19 protein-coding genes are annotated in these 18,868 nt (G+C 68.4%); 7 read left to right on the forward strand and 12 right to left on the reverse strand.

Annotation, left to right across the window (positions count from 1 at the left end; all coding sequences use genetic code 11):
• Nucleotides 1-126: 126 nt before the first annotated feature.
• A complete protein-coding gene (locus QQA13_RS09270) occupies nucleotides 127-2,424 on the forward strand; it encodes a nitric-oxide reductase large subunit (protein WP_108473032.1) in 2,298 nt (765 codons plus the stop codon).
• A gap of 93 nt (nucleotides 2,425-2,517) precedes the next feature.
• On the opposite strand, the gene QQA13_RS09275 is transcribed toward QQA13_RS09270, so the two are convergent.
• From QQA13_RS09275 to bla, 5 genes are all read right to left on the reverse strand, one after another.
• A complete protein-coding gene (locus QQA13_RS09275) occupies nucleotides 2,518-4,353 on the reverse strand; it encodes an FAD-dependent oxidoreductase (protein ID WP_108473092.1) in 1,836 nt (611 codons plus the stop codon).
• Nucleotides 4,354-4,521: 168 nt separating this feature from the next.
• Nucleotides 4,522-5,409: a patatin-like phospholipase family protein gene (locus QQA13_RS09280; protein ID WP_108473093.1), complete on the reverse strand. Its 888-nt coding sequence runs from the start codon at nucleotides 5,407-5,409 to the stop codon at nucleotides 4,522-4,524.
• Between the two features lie 111 nt (nucleotides 5,410-5,520).
• Complete coding sequence (locus tag QQA13_RS09285; RefSeq protein WP_108473033.1) at nucleotides 5,521-5,949, reverse strand: VOC family protein; 429 nt, start codon at nucleotides 5,947-5,949, stop codon at nucleotides 5,521-5,523.
• A gap of 82 nt (nucleotides 5,950-6,031) precedes the next feature.
• Nucleotides 6,032-7,540, reverse strand: a complete 1,509-nt coding sequence (locus tag QQA13_RS09290) for an acetyl-CoA hydrolase/transferase family protein (protein WP_108473034.1) — start codon at nucleotides 7,538-7,540, stop codon at nucleotides 6,032-6,034.
• A gap of 295 nt (nucleotides 7,541-7,835) precedes the next feature.
• Nucleotides 7,836-8,711, reverse strand: a complete 876-nt coding sequence (gene bla, locus QQA13_RS09295; protein WP_108473035.1) for a class A beta-lactamase — start codon at nucleotides 8,709-8,711, stop codon at nucleotides 7,836-7,838.
• Between the two features lie 156 nt (nucleotides 8,712-8,867).
• On the opposite strand from bla, the gene QQA13_RS09300 reads away from it, so the two are divergent.
• A complete protein-coding gene (locus QQA13_RS09300) occupies nucleotides 8,868-11,075 on the forward strand; it encodes a penicillin acylase family protein (protein ID WP_108473036.1) in 2,208 nt (735 codons plus the stop codon).
• Between the two features lie 24 nt (nucleotides 11,076-11,099).
• On the opposite strand, the gene QQA13_RS09305 is transcribed toward QQA13_RS09300, so the two are convergent.
• The 6 genes from QQA13_RS09305 to QQA13_RS09330 all read right to left on the reverse strand — a co-directional run bounded on the left by QQA13_RS09305 (nucleotide 11,100) and on the right by QQA13_RS09330 (nucleotide 15,237).
• Complete coding sequence (locus tag QQA13_RS09305; RefSeq protein WP_108473037.1) at nucleotides 11,100-11,795, reverse strand: VIT1/CCC1 transporter family protein; 696 nt, start codon at nucleotides 11,793-11,795, stop codon at nucleotides 11,100-11,102.
• Between the two features lie 104 nt (nucleotides 11,796-11,899).
• Nucleotides 11,900-12,604 (reverse strand): glutathione S-transferase N-terminal domain-containing protein, encoded by a 705-nt coding sequence (locus QQA13_RS09310; protein ID WP_108473094.1) that lies wholly within the window; start codon nucleotides 12,602-12,604, stop codon nucleotides 11,900-11,902.
• A gap of 104 nt (nucleotides 12,605-12,708) precedes the next feature.
• Nucleotides 12,709-13,113 carry a host attachment family protein gene (locus tag QQA13_RS09315; protein WP_108473038.1) on the reverse strand — a complete coding sequence of 135 codons (405 nt, stop codon included), beginning with the start codon at nucleotides 13,111-13,113 and terminating at the stop codon, nucleotides 12,709-12,711.
• 95 nt (nucleotides 13,114-13,208) lie between these two features.
• On the reverse strand, nucleotides 13,209-14,306 hold the full coding sequence (locus tag QQA13_RS09320) for a DUF1615 domain-containing protein (protein ID WP_199909883.1): 1,098 nt from the start codon (nucleotides 14,304-14,306) through the stop codon (nucleotides 13,209-13,211).
• On the reverse strand, nucleotides 14,303-14,992 hold the full coding sequence (locus QQA13_RS09325) for a GNAT family N-acetyltransferase (protein ID WP_234411392.1): 690 nt from the start codon (nucleotides 14,990-14,992) through the stop codon (nucleotides 14,303-14,305). Before QQA13_RS09325 ends, QQA13_RS09320 begins: the two co-directional genes overlap by 4 nt.
• A 59-nt stretch (nucleotides 14,993-15,051) precedes the next feature.
• The gene (locus tag QQA13_RS09330) at nucleotides 15,052-15,237 is read right to left on the reverse strand and encodes a hypothetical protein (RefSeq protein WP_159082230.1); all 186 of its coding nucleotides are present in this window, start codon (nucleotides 15,235-15,237) and stop codon (nucleotides 15,052-15,054) included.
• 149 nt (nucleotides 15,238-15,386) lie between these two features.
• Here QQA13_RS09330 and QQA13_RS09335 point away from each other — a divergent pair, with 149 nt between their 5' ends.
• The 3 genes from QQA13_RS09335 (at nucleotide 15,387) to QQA13_RS09345 (ending at nucleotide 17,178) form a co-directional block, all read left to right on the forward strand.
• On the forward strand, nucleotides 15,387-16,220 hold the full coding sequence (locus QQA13_RS09335; RefSeq protein WP_108473041.1) for an NAD-dependent protein deacetylase: 834 nt from the start codon (nucleotides 15,387-15,389) through the stop codon (nucleotides 16,218-16,220).
• Nucleotides 16,221-16,367: 147 nt separating this feature from the next.
• Nucleotides 16,368-16,841, forward strand: coding sequence for an SRPBCC family protein (locus tag QQA13_RS09340; RefSeq protein ID WP_108473042.1), 474 nt, complete (start codon nucleotides 16,368-16,370; stop codon nucleotides 16,839-16,841).
• Complete coding sequence (locus tag QQA13_RS09345; RefSeq protein WP_108473043.1) at nucleotides 16,831-17,178, forward strand: ArsR/SmtB family transcription factor; 348 nt, start codon at nucleotides 16,831-16,833, stop codon at nucleotides 17,176-17,178. The genes QQA13_RS09340 and QQA13_RS09345 overlap by 11 nt, the downstream gene beginning before the upstream one ends.
• Nucleotides 17,179-17,187: 9 nt before the next feature.
• On the opposite strand, the gene QQA13_RS09350 is transcribed toward QQA13_RS09345, so the two are convergent.
• Nucleotides 17,188-17,661, reverse strand: a complete 474-nt coding sequence (locus tag QQA13_RS09350) for a YybH family protein (RefSeq protein ID WP_108473044.1) — start codon at nucleotides 17,659-17,661, stop codon at nucleotides 17,188-17,190.
• Nucleotides 17,662-17,858: 197 nt separating this feature from the next.
• Here QQA13_RS09350 and QQA13_RS09355 point away from each other — a divergent pair, with 197 nt between their 5' ends.
• Both QQA13_RS09355 and QQA13_RS09360 read left to right on the forward strand, forming a co-directional pair.
• Nucleotides 17,859-18,215 (forward strand): DUF1428 domain-containing protein, encoded by a 357-nt coding sequence (locus QQA13_RS09355; RefSeq protein ID WP_108473045.1) that lies wholly within the window; start codon nucleotides 17,859-17,861, stop codon nucleotides 18,213-18,215.
• A 74-nt stretch (nucleotides 18,216-18,289) separates the two neighbouring features.
• On the forward strand, nucleotides 18,290-18,736 hold the full coding sequence (locus QQA13_RS09360) for an SRPBCC family protein (protein WP_108473046.1): 447 nt from the start codon (nucleotides 18,290-18,292) through the stop codon (nucleotides 18,734-18,736).
• Nucleotides 18,737-18,868: the final 132 nt, after the last annotated feature.

Here is an 18,868-nt window from a genome sequence, read left to right on the forward strand (position 1 = left end):
GGAAAAAGCTTGCCGCGGCAATCCTGAGTGGATCCGCAGCAGGCACAATCCGGTTCCGGCACGGGCGGCGACTGTGTTCCCGATACCGCCTGATACTCGCCCACACATCGCGGAAGGGGAAGCACCATGAGCATTGCCGCCCAGCCACTGACCCCCGAAGACCCCGAACTGTCTCCCTGGTGGCTGCGCACGGTGCTGATCGTGATGGTGCTGGGCTTTGCCGGGTTGCTCGCGATCACCGCACTGGCCTATCGCAATGCCCCGCCGATCCCCGCCCGGGTGGTGGATGCGCAGGGTAACCAGGTGTTCAGCGGCGACGACATCCGCAACGGCCAGGCAGTTTTCCTGAAATACGGGCTGATGGACAACGGCAGCATCTGGGGCCACGGCGCCTACCTGGGGCCAGATTACTCGGCCGCGGCGCTGCATCGCATCGGCGAGGACGCCGCCGATGCCATCGCGCAGCAGCAGTATCACCAGCCGCTGTCTGAACTGGCGCCAGCCCGGCAGGCGGCAGTGCGCGCGGAAACCGCGGTGGAACTGAAGACCAATCGCTACGACCCGGTCAGCGACACGCTGCAGCTGACCGCGCCGGAAGCCGCAGCCTATCGCCAGCAGGTTTCCCACTGGACCGACTACTTCCTGCACCCCGAACGCAACGGCGGCCTCAAGGCCGGGCTAATCACCGATCCGGCCGAGCTGCATCAGTTCACCGCGTTCGTGACCTGGGCGGCCTGGGCCTCGGTGGCGAACCGCCCCGGCGAGAACTACTCCTACACCAACAACTTCCCCTACGACCCCGCCGTCGGCAACACGCCAGTGCCAGGGGCGTTGCTGTGGAGCGCGCTGAGCCTGATCGTGCTGCTGGCCGGCATCGCCGTGGTGCTGCTGATGTTCGGCAAGTTCGACTACCTCGGCTGGATCAGCCGCGGCCAGCACATCCACCCGCACCTGCTGCCGGGCGTGGCCAGCCCCGGCCAGCGCGCACTGGTGAAGTTCTTCGTGGTGGTGGCGCTGCTGTTCCTGGCGCAGACCCTGGTCGGCGGTGCGGTGGCGCACTACCGCGCCGATCCGGGCAGCTTCTACGGCTTCCAGCTCGAAACGATCTTCCCCAGCAACCTGATGCGCACCTGGCACCTGCAGACGGCGATCTTCTGGATCGCCACCGCCTATGTCGCGGCCGCGCTGTTCCTGGGCCGCACGCTGCGCAGCGACGAGCCGCGCTGGTTCGCGCCATGGGTGCACCTGCTGTTCGGCGCATTCGTGGTGGTGATCGGCGGCAGCCTGCTCGGCGAATGGCTGGGCATTGCGCAGATGCTCGGCAAGTGGTGGTTCTGGCTGGGCAACCAGGGCTGGGAGTTTCTGGAGCTGGGCCGCCTCTGGCAGCTGCTGCTGGTGGTCGGCCTGCTGGTCTGGTTCGCCCTGCTGTGGCTGCTGGTGCGCCCGCGCTCGCTGGCCAAGCCGGAGTCGAAGCCGCTGGTGAAGATGTTCCTGTTCGCCGCGGTGGCGATCCCGGTGTTCTACATCCCCGCGCTGTTCTTCGGCGCCAAGACGAACTACACCGTGGTCGACACCTGGCGCTTCTGGATCATTCACCTGTGGGTCGAGGGTTTCTTCGAGTTCTTCGCCACCACTGTGGTGGCGCTGACCTTCTACCAACTGGGCCTGACCCGCCGCAACGTGGCGCTACGGGTGATCTACCTGGACGGCATCCTGTACTTCCTCGGCGGCCTGATCGGCACCGGCCACCACTGGTATTTCAGCGGGCAGACCAGCGTCAACATGGCGATGTCGGCGATGATCTCCGTGCTGGAGGTGGTGCCGCTGACCCTGCTCACGCTGGACGCCTGGGACTTCGTGCGCACCACCCGCGGCCAGTGCGACGTCTGCGGCAAGTCGGTGGCGGTGCCGCACCGCTGGACGTTCTACTTCCTGATCGCGGTGGGTGTGTGGAACTTCGTCGGCGCCGGCATCTTCGGCTTCCTGATCAACCTGCCGATCGTCAGCTACTACGAAGTCGGCACCCAGCTAACACCGAACCACGGCCACGCCGCGATGATGGGCGTGTTCGGCATGCTGGCGCTGGCGCTGATGGTATTCGTGCTGCGCCAGACCAGCAGCGACGAGCGCTGGGCCGGCATGGAGAAGTACGTGCGGACCGGCTTCTGGGGCAGCAACATCGGCCTGGCCATGATGGTGGTGTTCAGCCTGTTCCCCAGCGGCGTGCTGCAGGTGTGGGACGTGGTCCAGCACGGCTACTGGCACGCCCGCTCGCTCGACTACATCGGCAGCCCGCGCTCGCACCTGATCGAGTGGATGCGCCTGCCCGGCGACCTGGTGTTCATCATCTTCGGCGCGATCCCGCTGACCATCGCCGCGATCAAGGGCTGGCTGGGCGTGCGTGCAGCGCCACCGTCCGCCTGAGCGCAGGCCGGACTCTGGCGCCACCGACCGATGGCGGCAGCCGCGCTGCCGCCGGTATGGCCGGGGCAGCGCGGTAATGCCGGAACAGCATGCTCAGGCGTCTTCCCGTCGACTGAACCCGTCCGCACTCCACGCCTCGCTGCCCACGCCGTGGTGCACGAAGAACAGCCCGGCCGGATCGTACTTGCGCTTCACCGCCGCCAGCCGCGGGTAATTCGTGCCCCAGAACGCGTGTTGCCAGTCGCGTTCGAAGTAGTCGCTCTCCGATACATACGAACCGGCGCCGGGCTCCGCATGCCGCAAGGCGTCGATCGCCTTGCCCATGGCGGCGGCGCGATCGCGGGCACGCGCCAGGTCCGGCTTCGGTCCGGGCATGCCGGGGAAGGCCGGCGGCCCGTCGCCGGCGATGATCGCCAGCGCGAACGCGTCCAGCACCTGCGGGTTCGTCGCGGTATCGCGCGCGGCGGCAATCTCGGCCGCCGACGCACCGGCCAGGCCCTTGTTGAAATGAAAGCCCACGCCCCAGTGGCGGGTGCAGGCGAACAGGGCGTCGACCAGCCTTGCCTGCCGCTCCTTCTGCAGCAGTGACGCCGGCAGCCACGCCGACTTGTAGCCGTGGATGAACCAGCCGACCTGACCCTGGTCGCCCGCCCACAGCACGTGGTTCCGCGGCGCGCCGGGGCGGTCGTCACCGACCTGGACACCGGGCGCGTGCTGCCGGAAGAACTCGGCGTCCCACATGTGCCGCGCCGGCAACGCCTGTGCCTGAACCGGTTTCACCAGGCTGTATTCCTTGCGCGCCCGGACCCAGTCGAGCAAGGGTGCCCAGACCTGCTCCGCCTGCGGCTGGACCAGGCCCTGGAACACCATGTTGATGTGCACGGTGTTATCCGAGCCGAAACTGATCTGCTCGCCCCAGTGCGGGTTGAACAGCGCTTCCTGGTAGAAGCCGATCAGCCTCGCGATCAGGGCGCGGTAGGCCACATCCGAGGCAGCCTTGATCGAGCCGGACACGGCGCCGAAGAACTCCGGCAACTCGCGCGTGCGCAAGGTCAGCCGGGTGACCACGCCCAGGCTGCCGCCACCGCCGCCCTTGATGCCCCAGAACAGGTCGGGGTTCGTGCAGGCATTGGCGACAAGCACCTGGCCGTCGGCGGTGACGATCTCCGCCTCGATCAGGCCCGCTGCCGCGGTGCCGTAGCGCTTGGAGAAGCTGCCGAACCCGCCGCTCTGCACCAGCCCGGCCACGCCCACCGTGGTGCAGCCGCCGCCCTGCACGTAGCGGCCGCCGCGGGTGGTCACCGCGTCGTAGGCGTCGATCCACATCGCGCCGGCACCTATCGACACCGCCGGCTGCGGCGCCTGCGTGCCGGCACAGCCCTGCCCCGTGAAGGCGTCGTGCAAGCGGATGTCACGCATGTGCCGCGTCCACACCAGCAGCGAATCCGGCGCGTCGGAGGTGCCCTGGTAGCTGTGCCCGCCGCCCTTCACCACCAGGCGCAGGTGGTGCTCACGTGCGAAGTTCACTGCCGCGACCACGTCCGCCGTGCTTTCGGCGGCCACCGCATACGCGCTCGGCTGCGACGTCCACGCGTCGACCCAGCCGCTGGTCTGGGTCAGCGCCGGCTGGTCGCCCAGGTAGAACGGATTGTCCAGGTGCTTCAGCGCCTCGTTGCAGGCGGCGCTGGCCGGTACCGGGCCGCAGCCGGCAAATGGCGACTCCAGCTTGAGCAATCGCCCGCCCACGTCGTGCCTCAGCTGCTCCCAGCTGGCGGCGGAGGGCCACATCGGGTCGCCGGGGCGTACCCGCGAGCGAAAACGCGCCGGCATTGCGGCTGCCGCCCGGGCCACCGCCACCACGCCGCCGGAAAGCAGGCGCGGCAGCAGCGGGATCGCCAGCGCAGCCTTCAGCAGGTCTCTTCGTTTCATCGCATCGTCCTTCCGGAAAGTTCGTGGGAGCGGCGCCACGATGAAACGAACCCACCGCGCACGCCAGCCACCAGTGACGAATGGCACCGACCCGGTGACCAGTGGCGGCAAGTCGGGATGGATGGCTGACACCAGCCGGCCCATAGGCATGCCCAAGGACCGGGCCGGTCAGTCGTGGTGCTCGCGCAGCTGCCGGGGTGTTCCGCCGCGATCCAGCCCACCCCCTTCGAGCCAGCGGCCAGTCTCCGTCCTGGCGCGGGCGATCAGTCGGGCCGCCGCGGAGTAGTCGTACGGCGAGACATCGAGCGGGCACAGGCTCGGCACGATGCGCAGCTCCACCGTGGCATCCGCTGCAAAGCGATCGGCGTCATGCACCAGCTGGCGCGCCACCAGCAGGCTGAGCGCGTGCATCGCGCGCGCGACCGCACCCGACGGCGCCTGCTCGAGCGCACAGGCAAACCCGGTGGGCAGCACGATCACGCGCGTGGCACCGAGGCCGAACGCCACCGAGATCGGCGTGTTGTTGGCCACGCCACCGTCGACCAGCCAGCGTCCGTCGATCTGCACCGGCGGATACACGCCCGGAATCGCGGCACTGGCCAGCACCGCGTCGACCACTGGTCCCGTGGACAGCAGCACCTCCCGTCCGTTCAGCATGTCCGACGCCACCAAGTGGACCGGCAGGGCCGCGTCCTGCAGCTGCCGATAAGGCAGGTGGCGTTCGAGCAGGCGGCGCAGGCCGGACGAATCCACCAGATGGTCGCGTCGGCGCAGCAGGCCGAACACGCTGCCCAGGTTGAACGGAAGCACCTCGCGCCGTGTCAGCGCACACCAGATCCGTTCCAGCTCACGGGCGCCGGCGGCAGTCGGGTCGCCGGCGAAATACGCCGCGTTGATCGCACCGGCCGAGGCGCCGACCAGGAACGCCGGCACCTCGCCCCAGTCAAGCAGCGCCTGCAGCATGCCCACCTCGACCGCGCCGAGGCTGCCGCCACCGGCCAGCACGAAGGCGGTACGCCGCTGCGCACTCCCGACGACCGATTTTGCCTTTGCCATCTCCGCCACCTGCATGAATCGATATTACGGCGCACCCGATCATCTGACGCACACCGTGGCGGCAGGTTCCTCGTGCGGGCCCGCAGCAGGCAATAGGTGGTCGCTGTGCCGTCAGCCGGCCGGCGTGCTCGGCACCAGCACCATCCACGACACGCCAAAACGATCGGCCAGCATGCCGAAGCTGGAGGCGAAGAAGGTGGACATCAGCGGCTGCTGCACCTGGCCGCCATCGGCGAGCGCATCGAACAGGCGCCGCGCCGCGACATCGTCATCGGCGGTGAGCGCCAGCGAGAAGCCGTCGAACTTGGGCTGGCCGCCGCAGAAACCGTCCGAGACCAGCACCTGGCTGGCGCCGATCTGCAGGCAGGCGTGCATCACCTTGTCCGCCGGCGGCTGCGTGCCATCGGGGCACTGGGCGGAGCCGTCAGGGCCATCGGCATAGCGCATCAGCATGACCACCTCGGCGCCGATCGCCTGGCGGTAGAACGTGATGGCCTCTTCGCAGCGGCCGTCAAAGAACAGGTAGGGCTGGACTTGCATGGGGGCATCCTCATCGTGGTTGGCCGAGCCGATACCTCGGCTCGGAAGGATGACGAATGGCCCGAACGCAAATCGACAGCGCTCAGCGCATGCTGCCGCTGTCCAGGTAGCGCTGGTGCCAGGACAACGCCTCGTTCAGCAGGTGCGGCGTGTGCTTGCCGTAGCTGTCGCGGCAGGCGCGGTCGAAGTAGTCCTGCAGCATCGGCCGGTAGTCCGGATGCGCGCACTGCGCGATCACCGCCCGCGCCCGCTGCTTCGGCGACAGTCCGCGCAGATCGGCCAGACCCTGCTCGGTCACCACCAGTCCCACGTCGTGCTCGGTGTGGTCGACGTGGCTGACCATCGGCACGAGCGCCGAGATGGCGCCGTTCTTGGCCGTACTCGGGCTCATGAAGCAGGACAGGAAACCGTTGCGGGCGAAGTCGCCGGAGCCGCCGATGCCGTTGATGATGCGGCTGCCGGCGACGTGGGTGGAATTGACGTTGCCGTAGATGTCGGCCTCGACCATGCCGTTCATCGCGATGCAGCCGAGCCGGCGCACCAGCTCGGCGTGGTTGGACATCTCCTGTGGGCGCAGCACAATGTGCTGGCGGTAGAAGTCGATGCGGCGCACGAACTCCTCCACCCCCTCGGGACTCAGCGACAGCGAGGTGGCCGAGGCCATCGCGATGGTGCCGTCGCCGAGCAGCTCCAGCATGCCGTCCTGGATCACTTCGGTGAACGCGGTCAGGCCGCGGAAGCCGCCCTCGCGCAGGCCACCCAGCACCGCATTGGCGATGTTGCCCACGCCCGACTGCAGCGGCAGCAACTGTTCGCCCAGCCGCCCGGCGGCGATCTCGTGGCGGAAGAACTCCACCAGGTGTTCGGCGATGCGTCGCGACGCCTCGTCCGGCGGCGCGAAACGGCCCAGCCGGTCGGGCGCATCGGTTTCCACCACCGCGACCACCTTGTCCAGGTCGCAGCGCAGGTACGGCTCGCCGATGCGGTCGCCCGGCTGCAACAACGGGATCGGCCTGCGATGCGGCGGCAACGCGGTGCCGTAATAAATGTCGTGCATGCCGTCGAGCCCTTCGGGCTGGCGCCGGTTCACCTCCAGGATCACCTTGTCGGCCAGGTCCAGCCAGGTCTTGTTGTTGCCCACCGAGGTGGACGGTACCAGCCGACCATCCGGCAAGATGCCGGCGACCTCGACCAGCGCCACGTCGATCTTGCCGAGGAAACCGCACCACGCGTACTGCGCCACCTGGCCCAGGTGGATGTCCATGTATTCGATCTGACCGGCATTGATGCGCGCGCGCAGCTCGGGATCGGACTGGTACGGCAGGCGGAAGTCGATGCCGCCCACGCGCGCCAGCGCGCCGTCCAGCTCCGGCGCGGTGGAGGCCCCGGTGAGGATGCGCAGCGCGAACTTGTCGCCGCGCTCGTGCGCCGCGGCGATGCGCGTGGCCAGCGCCAGCGGCACGGCCTTGGGGTAACCGGCGCCGGTAAAGCCGCTCATGCCCACCGTCATGCCCGGCAGGATCAGCTCGGCCGCCTGCTCCGCCGACATGCGGCGCGCGGCCAGGCCGGCATGTGCAATGCGTGTCGTCATGGTTTTCCGAATCGTCAAAAGAGGCTTGGACAGGAAACGGCCGCCGGCGTGATACCCGGATCGCGACGGTGCCAAAAACCCATTCTGGACGCGCAGATGCGGCCCGCCAAGGCGACCTTCGGCGCATGCGTCAAAGCGTCGCCACGCCGCGGTTCTGCAAGCGCAGCGTGATAATGGTCAACGCCGCGCGACATGGCGGCACCGACGACCACCAGATGCGCACCGTGGCTGCCGGTTCCCCGTGTCACCCATCGCAGGTACTCCTCAAGCACGAGTCCGCGCAACGGCTGCGTAGTCAGATCGACACGGCGATCCGCCCCACTTCGGCCAGCACCACGTTGCGTGCGTCGGCATCGGCGGTGGACTCTGCGTAGTACGCCGCCACCAGCAACGGCTTGCGTTGCGGCGGCCAGATGATGGCGACGTCATTGGTGGCGGCATGGTTGCCGCTGCCGGTCTTGTCGCCCACGCGCCAGCCGGCCGGCACCCCCGCGCGCAGGCGCGCGTCACCGGTGGTATTGGCGCGCAGCCATCCGGCCAGTTGCCCGCGCGATGCATCGGACAAGGCCGTCCCCAGCAGCAGCGCGTGCAGGTTCGCCAGCATCGCCGCCGGCGTCGTGGTGTCGCGCGGATCGCCTGGGCGCGCCTCGTTGAGTTCGGTCTCGATGCGATCGAGCCGGCTCACGCCATCGCCGAGGCTGCGCGCATACGCGGTCCATCCCGCCGGCCCGCCCAGGCTGTGCAGCAACAGGTTGCCCGCGGTGTTGTCGCTCATGGTGATCGCGGCATGGCAGAGCTCGGCCATCGTCATGCCCGGCGCGCCGACGCGATGGCTGGTGACCGGCGAATACGTCACCAGCGCGTCCTTGTCGAAAACGACGCGCCGCTCCAGCCTTTCCACGCCGCGATCCACCCGCGCCAGCACCGCGGCCGCCGCCAGCAGCTTGAACGTGCTGCACATCGCGAAACGCTCGTCGACGCGATGGCCGATACGGCGCCCGCTGCCGGTATCCAGAACGGCCACGCCTAGGCGACCGCCATGCCGGCGCTCCAGCGCGACCAGGCGGGCGCTCGCGTCGCCATCGCGCAGGACTTCCAGTGCAAGGGTTGGACGAACCAGCAGCGATGCGGCGCCGATCACGGCACCCTTGAGCAGGCTTCGACGATTCATGGCATGGCCTTCAAGCGGGGAAAGCCGATCCTGCAGGGTAACGCGGGCGCTCCGCGGCGGGAGTTCGGGCAATTCCCGGGCAACCGCGATCACTTGCGCTGGTGCCGCCCGGGCTCCTAGTGTTGCGACGGATCCGGACCATTGCAGGGGAAATTCATGCCGACAGGTTTCACCAAACTCCCGCGCCGGCTGGCGCGACTGCTGCCGCTTGCCCTGCTCGCCTTCGGCCCCGCCACCGGCGCCCACGCCGAGACATCCGAACAGGCGCGCTGGCAGCACGAGGTGCAGGCCGTGACGATCACCCGCGACGACTGGGGCATTGCGCACGTGCACGGCCGCACCGACGCCGACGCGGTGTTCGGCATGGCCTACGCCCAGGCCGAGGACGACTTCAACCGGGTCGAGACGAACTACCTCACCTCACTCGGCCGGCTCGCCGAGGCCGAGGGCGAAGCCGCGCTATGGCAGGACCTGCGGCAGCGGCTGTTCATCGACCCGGTCGAGTTGCAGGCCCTGTACGCGAAGAGCCCCGCCTGGCTGCAGGCGCTGATGAACAGCTGGGCCGACGGACTCAACTATTACCTCGCCACGCATCCGGACGTGCATCCGCGCGTCATCAAACATTTCGAGCCGTGGATGGCACTCAGCTTCAGCGAAGGCAGCATCGGCGGCGACATCGAGCGGGTGTCGCTGAAGCAGCTCGAAGCGTTCTACGGCCGCAACCCCGCCGCGCTGGCACGCGCGGACACGCCGTCCAGTTGGGTCGAGCCCACCGGTTCCAACGGCTTCGCGATCGCGCCCAGGCTCACTGCCGACGGCCACGCGCTGCTGTGGATCAACCCGCACACCTCGTTCTTCTTCCGCTCCGAACTGCAGATGACCAGCGACGCGGGGCTGGATGCCTACGGCGCGGTGACCTGGGGCCAGTTCTTCGTCTACCAGGGCTTCAATCACCACATCGGCTGGATGCACACCTCCACCGGCGCCGACGTGGTCGACGAGTTCGCCGAAACCATCGTGCACCAGGGCGGCAAGCTGTTCTACCGCTACGGCAAGGAGCTGCGGCCGGTCACCACGCGCACGATCCGCGTGGCGTACCGGGCGAAGGACGGCGCGCTGGCCACGCGCAGCTTCGACGCGCACTTCACCCACCACGGCCCGATCGTGCGCGCGGCCGACGGCAGGTGGATCGCCGTGGCGATGATGAACAAGCCGCTGCAAGCGCTCGAGCAGAGCTGGCTGCGCACCAAGGCCAGCGACTACGCCAGCTACCTGAAGGTGGCCGAGCTGAAGGCCAACTCGTCGAACAACACCATCTTCGCCGACGACAAGGGCGAGATCGCATACATGCACCCGCAGTTCATCCCCAGGCGCGACAACCGCTTCGACTATACAAAGCCGGTCGACGGCAGCGATCCGGCCACCGACTGGCAGGGCCTGCATGCGCTCGACGAGGCGCCGCACCTGCTCAACCCGCCCAACGGCTGGATCATGAATACCAACAACTGGCCGTACTCCGCCGCCGGCGCGTTCAGCCCGAAGCAGGCGGACTACCCGCGCTACATGGACAGCTTCGGCGAGAACCCGCGCGGCATCCACGCCACCCGCCTGCTCACCGGCGCGCACGACGTCACGATGGCCTCGCTGATCACCAAGGCGTTCGATTCGTACCTGCCGGCGTTCGCGCGGCAGTTGCCGATCCTGATCGCCGACTACGACTCGCTGCCCGCCAGCGATCCGCTCAAGTCACGCCTGAAAGGTCAGATCGCGCTGTTGCGCGATTGGGATTACCGCTGGGGCATCGCCTCGATGCCGACCACGCTGGCGGTGTTCTGGGGCGACACGCTATGGGACCAGGCCAGCAAGGCCGACACCGCCGAAGGCCTGACGATCTATGACTACATCGCCGACAAGGCCGGTGCGAAGCTGCGCCTGCAGGCGCTGGTCGAGGCATCCGATCGATTGACGAAGGATTTCGGCAGTTGGGGCGTGCCGTGGGGCGAGGTCAACCGCTTCCAGCGCAACGACGGTGCCATCGTGCAGAAGTTCGACGACGCCAGGCCGAGCATCCCGGTGCCGTTCGTCTCCTCGCGCTGGGGTTCGCTGGCCTCGTTCGGCGCGCACCGCTGGCCCGGCACGAAGAAGTACTACGGCACCAGCGGCAACAGCTTCGTGGCGGTGGTGGAGTTCGGCCCGAAGGTCGGCGCGCGTGCGATCACTGCCGGCGGCGAGAGCGGCCACCCGGGCTCGAAGCACTTCAACGACGAGGCCGAGCGCTACACCACCGGCAACCTGCGCACGGTGTACTTCTGGCCCGAGCAGCTCAAGGGCCACACCGAGCGGGTCTACCACCCCGGCGAATGAGCCATCGCGCTACGGGCCGCCGCGTTACGCGGCGGTGCCGAACAGCATGCCCACGCCGGTGGTGACCGCCATCGCCAGCGCGCCCCAGAACGTGATGCGCATGGCGCCGACGCCCATCTTCGCGCCGCCGGCCCACGCCGCCACCGCGCCGAGCACGGCGAGGAATACCAGCGAAGTGGCGAACACCAGCCACAGCAACGCCGTCGCCGGCGCCAGCGCCACCACCAGCAGCGGCAGCGCGGAGCCCACCGCGAAGCTCAGCGCCGAGGCTCCGGCGGCCTGCAGCGGTCGTGCCTTCAGCGCTTCGGTGATGCCCAGCTCGTCGCGGGCGTGGGCATCCAGCGCGTCGTGCGCCATCAGCTGGTCGGCTACCTGCCGCGCCAGCTGCGGGTCGAGCCCACGGCCGACGTAGATCGCCGCCAGCTCGCGATGCTCGGCTTCCACGTCGGCCTGCAGTTCCTGGTGCTCGCGCTCGAGTTCGGCGTGCTCGCTGTCGGCCTGCGAATGCACCGACACGTACTCGCCGGCGGCCATCGACATCGCCCCGGCCACCAGCCCGGCGACACCGGCGACCAGGATGTTCTGCCCGCTGGCGTGCGCTGCCGCCACGCCCAGCACCAGGCTGGCGGTCGACACGATGCCGTCGTTCGCGCCCAGCACCGCCGCGCGCAGCCAGCCGATGCGGTCGGTGCGATGTCGTTCGTGATGGTGTCGGGGCATGGCGATCTCGCAGGTCGGATGGCGGCATTGTGCGCAGGTTTGCGCAGGCCCGTGCAAAAGCTTCTCGTCACCGCCACGGCCGGTGCCCCAGCCATCGCGAAAATTCAGCCGCGGCCGGGGATCTTCAGCCCTCGCTGTACCGCCGGGCGCGCCAGGCCGCGTTCGAGCCACGCGGCGACGTTCGCGAAGCGCTCGAACTCCACCAGCTCGCGCGCCTCGTAGAACGTGATCAGGTTGTTCACCCAGCCCAGCGTGGCGATGTCGGCAATGGTGTAGTCGTCGCCCATGATCCAGCGACGACCGTCGAGGCGGCCATCGAGCACGCCCAGCAAGCGCTTTGATTCGTCGACGTAGCGCTGCAGCGGACGCTTGTCCTCGTACGCCTTGCCGGCGAACTTGTTGAAGAAACCAACCTGGCCGAACATCGGGCCGATCGACGCCATCTGGAAGAACAGCCACTGGATCGTCTCCCAGCGCCGCGCCGCATCGACCGGGATGAACTGGCCGGCCTTGTCCGCCAGGTACAGCAGGATCGCGCCCGACTCGAACAGTGCCAGCGGCTCACCGCCGGGGCCCTGCGGGTCGATGATCGCGGGGATCTTGCCGTTCGGGTTCAGCGCGAGAAACTCCGCCGTGTGAGTCTCGTCCCGCATGATGTCGATCAGGTGCGGCTCGTACGGCAGGCCGGTTTCCTCCAGCATGATCGATGCTTTCACGCCGTCCGGCGTGTTCAGCGAGTAGAGCTGGATGCGGTCGGGATGCTGCGCGGGCCAGCGCGCGCTGATGGGAAAGTCGGACAACCGGGTCACGTGGTGCTCCTGCAGTGTGGGGACCACTGCAAGGTGGGTGCCTGCCCCGGCCGGTTCAACCGCGGAGCATCCGGTGGCGCGCCGACCTCCTGCTTCCGGCGTCCTTACCAGGTCGCCTTCAGTGCGCGCTCGATCTCTTCCAGCGGCGCACGGAACAGCGACTTGTTCAGTTGCTCCACCATCCGCCGGGTGGTTTCCTCGTGCAGCAAGGGACGCATCTGCCCCAGCGTCTGCGGATCAGCCGCCAGTACCAGGTGGGAAAACTCGTTCTTCAGCGCAGCGGCGTTCAGGCGTTGCGCCAGCTGCTTGGCGAAAGTGGCCTCGTCGATCTCGGCGCTGCTCCGCTCGGGCGGCTGGCGCCCGGCCGGGCCGTCGTTGAGGAGATCCTTCGGCCCGACCAGCTTCACCTGTTCGAGCGATACGTTGAGGCCCTTGCCGACGTTGCGCAGGAGGCGCGCGCCGGTGCCATCGGCCACCACGACCCATGCACCCGTGGGAATCTTCTTCATCGGAATCTCCTCGGTGATACGGCGCCCGGGCGACCGCGTGCCGTACCACTCACGCTAGCACCGGGGATGTGATGCCGATGGGAACGGGCCGCGGTTCAGCCTGCCCGCCGCATGCAGCGCTGCCAGCGCTCGTCGACGCGTTTCGCGAACCACGCGGTGGTCAGCTTGCGGGTGATCTTCGGGCTCTCCAGCGTGATGCCGGGCAGCACCGCACGCGGCAGCGGCCTGCCCTCGCTGCGTTCGGCCAGCGCGAATACCCGGGCGTAGAGCTGGCTGTCGGCGAAATCCTGGCGCGTGCCCTGCTCCAGCGCACGGTGGATCGCCGGGTCGCCCATGTCCAGCCGTGCGGCCAGCGAACGCACGGCCAGCTCGGTCGCACCGGGCGGATCGCCGAAGCCGGCATCCGGCGGCAGCAGGTCGCCGTCCAGCGCCAGCGGGATGCCCGAGGCGATGCTGACCGCCCGCTGGAACGCGGCATTGCGGCTGGCATACCAGCCGGCGTTGAAATCGGCGTAGCGGTAGATCGGTTGCGCATAGTCCACCGGGTAACCGAGCAGGTGCGCGATGCCGAAGTACATGCCGCCGCGCCGGCTGAACACCTCGTCGCGGATCGAACCCTGCACCGGATACGGGTAGTCCCGGGCATGCGCCTCGGCGAACGCGATGCTGACCTGCATCGGCCCGCCGGTATGCACCGGGTTGAAGTTGCCGAACAAGCGCCGGCCCAGCGGCACCATGCCGATGAAGTCCTGGAACATCCGGCTCAGGTCCCTCTCGGTGCGCGCGGCCGTCAGTCGTTCGCTGTAGCGCCTGCCGTCCGGCGACTTCAGCCACAGCGCCGCATCCACCACGAATCCCGGCACGTGTTTCGCCGCGGCGCGACGGTCGATCTCCCGCCGGGCGATCTGCGCCAGCCCCGGCACCACCGGATCGACCTGGAAGCCCGACTCCTGTTGCGCCACCGCCAGTACCGCGCACAGGTTCGAGCCGGTCGGCGCGATGCCCTGTGCCGCGAACGCGACCTGGATGTCGGTGGCCCAGCCTTCGCGATCGCCCGCGTCGGCCGGCATCAGCCGCACGATCTGCGCGCGCACCTGCGCCGGACTGCGCGGCGCTTGCGTGTGCTGGGCAGCGCAGCCGGCCAGCAGCGCCACGGCCAGCCATGCAGTCCATGCCGCCAGGCGACGACTCACGCCGGCGCCCGCTGCAGCGACCAGAAGCCGATGTCGCGCCGGTGGACATAACCCATCTGCTCATACAGCGATTTCGCGCGCCGGTTCTGGTGGCTCACGTGCAGGAACGGCAGGCGGCCGCGCTCGAGGTTGTCGTTCGACAGCAGCGCCAGCAGGCGGCGCGCGTAGCCGCGGCCGTTGAAGTCGGGGTGCGTGCAGACCGCGCTGATTTCCTGCTGTGCGTCCATGCCCAGCCGCTCGCCGATCATCGCCGCCAGCCGACCGTCCTGGTAGATGCCGAAATAGCGGCCCAGCTCCATCGTGCGCGGGCGGAAATAGTGCGGATACACCAGCGCGGTCAGCGCCAGCACGTCGGCGCGATGCACCTCGGTCAGCTCGATCACCGGCGGCCCGTCGATCACCGCGGTCGGCGTCGGGCAGATCATCTGCGCCAGCGGCGCGAATGCATCGAGCGCCCAGCCGTGCGGCAGAGTGGGTGCCACGCCAAGCAGGTAGACGGATTCGCCCGCGCCGACCAGCGACGCGATCGCCGCGGCCACGTCGGCCTGCGCACTCGCCACGCCCAGGAACGGAGCGAACTCCGCCGGGTAACGCGCCGCCTCGCCGCGGCGCAGCGCGATGGCCTGGTGCCGGCTGCGCAAGGCGAACCAGAACGGGTTGTCGAGTTCCGCAGCGATCATGTTCATGCCATGGCTGGTCTGCCGCACAGCTTGCCACGTGGACCGGCCGATGGCGGTGCCCGCGATCAGATGATCGGGAAGATCCAATGCAGGGTCACATACACCAGGATTTCCGCCGTGACGAACACGGCGAAGCCGAGGCAGAATTTCCCCACCGGCTTTTCATGCCAGAGCTTGTAGGTATCTTCGAGCGCTGTCCCCGCTGCAACATGCCCGTTTGCGTCGGTGCCTGCAGCCTTGCCTGTGCCCATGTGCATGTCCTTCTACTGGAAGTCCGAGCAAGCGTGGAAGATGTCTGTCGACGCTCATCATCCGCCACCCGGGGAAAGTGGGGCAAGCCCCCGCTCCATCGCCTGCGCCGGCCCTGTTTTTCCAGCGGTCCCATACCCATATTCCGCGCATGACCCCGTTGCAGCGATTCATCGAAGCCCATCCGCGCCTGTTCGTGCTCACCGGCGCGGGCTGCAGCACTGACTCGGGCATTCCCGACTATCGCGACCGTGACGGTCAGTGGAAACGCCCGCCACCGGTGAATTACGCCGCCTTCATGCATGAACCGGCCACACGCCAGCGCTACTGGGCGCGCAGCATGGTCGGCTGGCGGCGCTTCGGCAGCGCCTTGCCGAACGTCGCGCATCACGCGCTGGTCGCACTGGAACGGCACGGCCGGATTGAACTGCTGGTGACGCAGAACGTGGACCGCCTGCACCAGCGCGCCGGCAGCGAGCGCGTGCTCGACCTGCACGGCCGCCTCGACGAAGTGCGCTGCATGAACTGCGACTGGCGGCTGGCCCGCCACGCGTTCCAGCGGCTTCTGGTCGAGCGCAATCCGGCCTGGGCGCAACTCGATGCCGCCGATGCGCCGGACGGCGACGCCGACCTGGAAGGCCACGACTTCGCCTCGTTCGACGTGCCGCCCTGCCCGCACTGCGGCGGCATCGTGAAACCGGACGTGGTGTTCTTCGGCGAGGCGGTGCCGCGCGAGCGCGTGGAAGCCGCCACGCGCGCCTGGCAGGCCGCCGATGCGGTGCTGGTGGTCGGCTCCTCGCTGATGGTTTATTCCGGCTACCGCTTCGTTGACGCCGCGGCGCGTGCAGGCAAGCCGGTCGCCGCGGTGACGCTGGGCCGTACCCGTGCCGACGCGCTACTCACGCTGAAGGTCGACGCGCCCTGCCACGAGGCGCTGGCGTTCCTGCAGACGGGCAAGCGGCCGGAAACTGCACTGCGCGAGTAACGCAACGCTTCAGCCGGGGCCGCAAGCTGCGGAAACCATGCGGCCTCGCCGGAATTCACCCGGCATCAAAACCACTCTCCAAAGCAACCAGGAAGTTGCATTTCCCATGCTGCCGACGCAGGCTCACCTGCAACCGGGAGGTGGCATATGAACGACCGCATCGAGAAACGCATCCAGCTGAAGGCACCGGTATCGCGCGTATGGCGGGCGCTGACCGACCATCGCGAATTCGGCGCATGGTTCCGCGTCGCCCTGTCCGGACCGTTCGAGCCCGGCCGGGAATCCGTCGGCCACATCACCTGGCCCGGTTACGAGCACATCGTCTGGCGCGCCGTGGTGCAGGCGATGGAGCCGGAGCGGCTGTTCAGCTTCACCTGGCATCCCTATGCCATCGAGCCGGGCGTGGACTACTCCGCCGAGCCGCCGACCCTGGTCGAGTTCCGCCTCGAACCGCACGGCGACGGCACCGTGCTGACCCTGGCCGAGTCGGGTTTCGCCGACATCCCGGTCGATCGCCGCGCCGAGGCGTTCCGCATGAACGACGACGGCTGGGGCATCCAGATGGAGAACATCCGCCAGCATCTCGAAGGCACCGCCGCCGCAGCCGGCCATGGCGGCTAGCGCACAGGCACGCCTGGCGCGGCGGTCGCGGCGGGCTGCCACCGTGTTCGCCGCGCTCGGCGACTGCACGCGGCTGGCGCTGGTGGTCCGGCTGTGCGACGGCTCGCGCCAGTCGATCACCCAGCTCTGCGACGGCCAGTCGCTGACCCGGCAGGCGATCAGCAAGCACCTGCGCGTACTCGAGGATGCCCGCCTCGTGCGCAGCGAGCGCGCAGGCCGCGAAAGCCTGTACGCGCTCAACCCGCAGCCGATCGCGGAACTGCGCGACTACATCAACCTCGTGTCGAGCCAGTGGGACAGCGCGCTGGCACGGCTGAAGGCGTTCGTGGAGGAATGAGCCGGCGGCTCAGCTGGTGTGGTCCAGGATGATCTTCCAGCCGTCGGCGGTCTTCTCCCACAGCAGCGAGAACACGCCATCGTCCTGGGCCACCTCGCCGTGCGCCGCGCGATCGAGGTGGAAGCGGCCGGTCACCGCGGCGTAGCGCACCTCGCCGTCGGTGCCGGGCAGCAGGCGCACGTCCAGTTCGAAGAACGTGAGCCGGCCCATCTGCTGCGCCGTGGCGTAGTGCTTGCGGTAGCCGTCGAGAATGGTGCGATAGCCCTTGCGCACCTTGCTGCCGACGAAGGTGGTGTCAGGCGCGTCCTTGTAGCCGCGCATGTAGTTCGCCACGTCGCCGCGGTTCCACGCCACCGCCTGTTGCGCCATCACCTGGCGGATCGCGGCGGCATCGTCGCCGCCCGCCCGGGCCGGAACGGCAACCGCCCAACCAGCCATCACCACGAGCAACCCGCACAGGAGGAAAAATCTTTGCCCGTTCATCGCGTACTCCGTTGCGTGTCATGGCCGGATGGCATTCCGGAGCAAGGTTGCCTTGATCCGCAAGGGCCGACAAGAGCGAGTCGCCTCCTTCACGCGGAAATGCAATCGCGTCCGGTTCCATGTCGATCCGGTCCACGCCCGTTCGTCACAACCATGAAGGCGACCGTTGCGGCCGCCATGCTCCCAGGGAGACAGCCATGTCCTACATCGACGGTTTCGTGATCGCCGTACCCCACGCCAACCGCAACAAGTTCATCGAGCACGCCAGGACCTTCGACCCCATTTTCCTGGAGTACGGCGCCACCCGGGTGCTGGAGTGCTGGGGCGACGACGTGCCCGAGGGCAAGCTCACCGACTTCCACCGCGCCGTGCAGGCGCAGCCGGATGAATCGGTGGTGTTCTCCTGGATCGAGTGGCCGGACAAGGCCACCCGCGACGCCGGCATGGAGAAAATCATGCATGACCCGCGCATGCCCGCGGCCAGCGACATGCCGTTCGACGGCAAGCGCATGATCTTCGGCGGCTTCATGCCGGTCGTGAACCTGCCGGCGTAGCCACATCGACCGCTTTCATCCCGCCCGTCCGGCGGGCGGAGCGCGAACCCCTCACTCTTGCCACGGGAATCACCATGACCACCCACACCGTCCGCCTGCACCGCGTGCTGCGCGCACCGCCGGAACGTGTCTACCGTGCCTTCCTCGACGCCGACGCCAAGGCCAAGTGGCTGCCGCCGAACGGCTTCACCGGCAAGGTGCACCATCTCGACGCCAGGGTCGGCGGCAGCTACGCGATGTCCTTCACCAACTTCGCCACCGGCCAGAGCCACCGCTTCGGCGGCACCTACGTCGAACTGGTGCCGCACCAGCGCATCCGCTACACCGACCGTTTCGACGACCCCGACCTGCCGGGCGAGATGAGCGTCACCGTCACCCTCAAGGCCGTCTCCTGTGGCACCGAGCTGCACATCGTGCAGGAAGGCCTGCCCGCGGTCATACCACTCGAACCGTGCTACCTGGGCTGGCAGGAATCGCTGGTGCTGCTGGGCAAACTGGTGGAAGCGGACATCCCGGACTGACCGGCGCGTCAGCAGCCATCTGCCGGCGTGGCCGCGTACGCTGGAGATGTCGGGGCTGCTGTGGCTAGATGGGCCGTGCGGAAAACCGGGGATGCTCCGCCGGGCATTGCCCACGACACCTTTCCACGCGAG

Origin of the sequence: Rhodanobacter thiooxydans, assembly GCF_030291135.1 — a bacterium.
Classification (GTDB): Bacteria; Pseudomonadota; Gammaproteobacteria; order Xanthomonadales; family Rhodanobacteraceae; genus Rhodanobacter; species Rhodanobacter thiooxydans_A.

Excerpts from the sequence above, each read along its gene's own strand:
- QQA13_RS09270 (WP_108473032.1), top strand. The coding sequence starts at position 127 with ATGAGCATTGCCGCCCAGCCACTGACCCCCGAAGACCCCGAACTGTCT.
- QQA13_RS09275 (WP_108473092.1), bottom strand. The coding sequence starts at position 4,353 with ATGAAACGAAGAGACCTGCTGAAGGCTGCGCTGGCGATCCCGCTGCTG.
- QQA13_RS09280 (WP_108473093.1), bottom strand. The coding sequence starts at position 5,409 with ATGGCAAAGGCAAAATCGGTCGTCGGGAGTGCGCAGCGGCGTACCGCC.
- QQA13_RS09285 (WP_108473033.1), bottom strand. The coding sequence starts at position 5,949 with ATGCAAGTCCAGCCCTACCTGTTCTTTGACGGCCGCTGCGAAGAGGCC.
- QQA13_RS09290 (WP_108473034.1), bottom strand. The coding sequence starts at position 7,540 with ATGACGACACGCATTGCACATGCCGGCCTGGCCGCGCGCCGCATGTCG.
- bla (WP_108473035.1), bottom strand. The coding sequence starts at position 8,711 with ATGAATCGTCGAAGCCTGCTCAAGGGTGCCGTGATCGGCGCCGCATCG.
- QQA13_RS09300 (WP_108473036.1), top strand. The coding sequence starts at position 8,868 with ATGCCGACAGGTTTCACCAAACTCCCGCGCCGGCTGGCGCGACTGCTG.
- QQA13_RS09305 (WP_108473037.1), bottom strand. The coding sequence starts at position 11,795 with ATGCCCCGACACCATCACGAACGACATCGCACCGACCGCATCGGCTGG.
- QQA13_RS09315 (WP_108473038.1), bottom strand. The coding sequence starts at position 13,113 with ATGAAGAAGATTCCCACGGGTGCATGGGTCGTGGTGGCCGATGGCACC.
- QQA13_RS09325 (WP_234411392.1), bottom strand. The coding sequence starts at position 14,992 with ATGAACATGATCGCTGCGGAACTCGACAACCCGTTCTGGTTCGCCTTG.
- QQA13_RS09330 (WP_159082230.1), bottom strand. The coding sequence starts at position 15,237 with ATGGGCACAGGCAAGGCTGCAGGCACCGACGCAAACGGGCATGTTGCA.
- QQA13_RS09335 (WP_108473041.1), top strand. The coding sequence starts at position 15,387 with ATGACCCCGTTGCAGCGATTCATCGAAGCCCATCCGCGCCTGTTCGTG.
- QQA13_RS09340 (WP_108473042.1), top strand. The coding sequence starts at position 16,368 with ATGAACGACCGCATCGAGAAACGCATCCAGCTGAAGGCACCGGTATCG.
- QQA13_RS09345 (WP_108473043.1), top strand. The coding sequence starts at position 16,831 with ATGGCGGCTAGCGCACAGGCACGCCTGGCGCGGCGGTCGCGGCGGGCT.
- QQA13_RS09350 (WP_108473044.1), bottom strand. The coding sequence starts at position 17,661 with ATGAACGGGCAAAGATTTTTCCTCCTGTGCGGGTTGCTCGTGGTGATG.
- QQA13_RS09355 (WP_108473045.1), top strand. The coding sequence starts at position 17,859 with ATGTCCTACATCGACGGTTTCGTGATCGCCGTACCCCACGCCAACCGC.
- QQA13_RS09360 (WP_108473046.1), top strand. The coding sequence starts at position 18,290 with ATGACCACCCACACCGTCCGCCTGCACCGCGTGCTGCGCGCACCGCCG.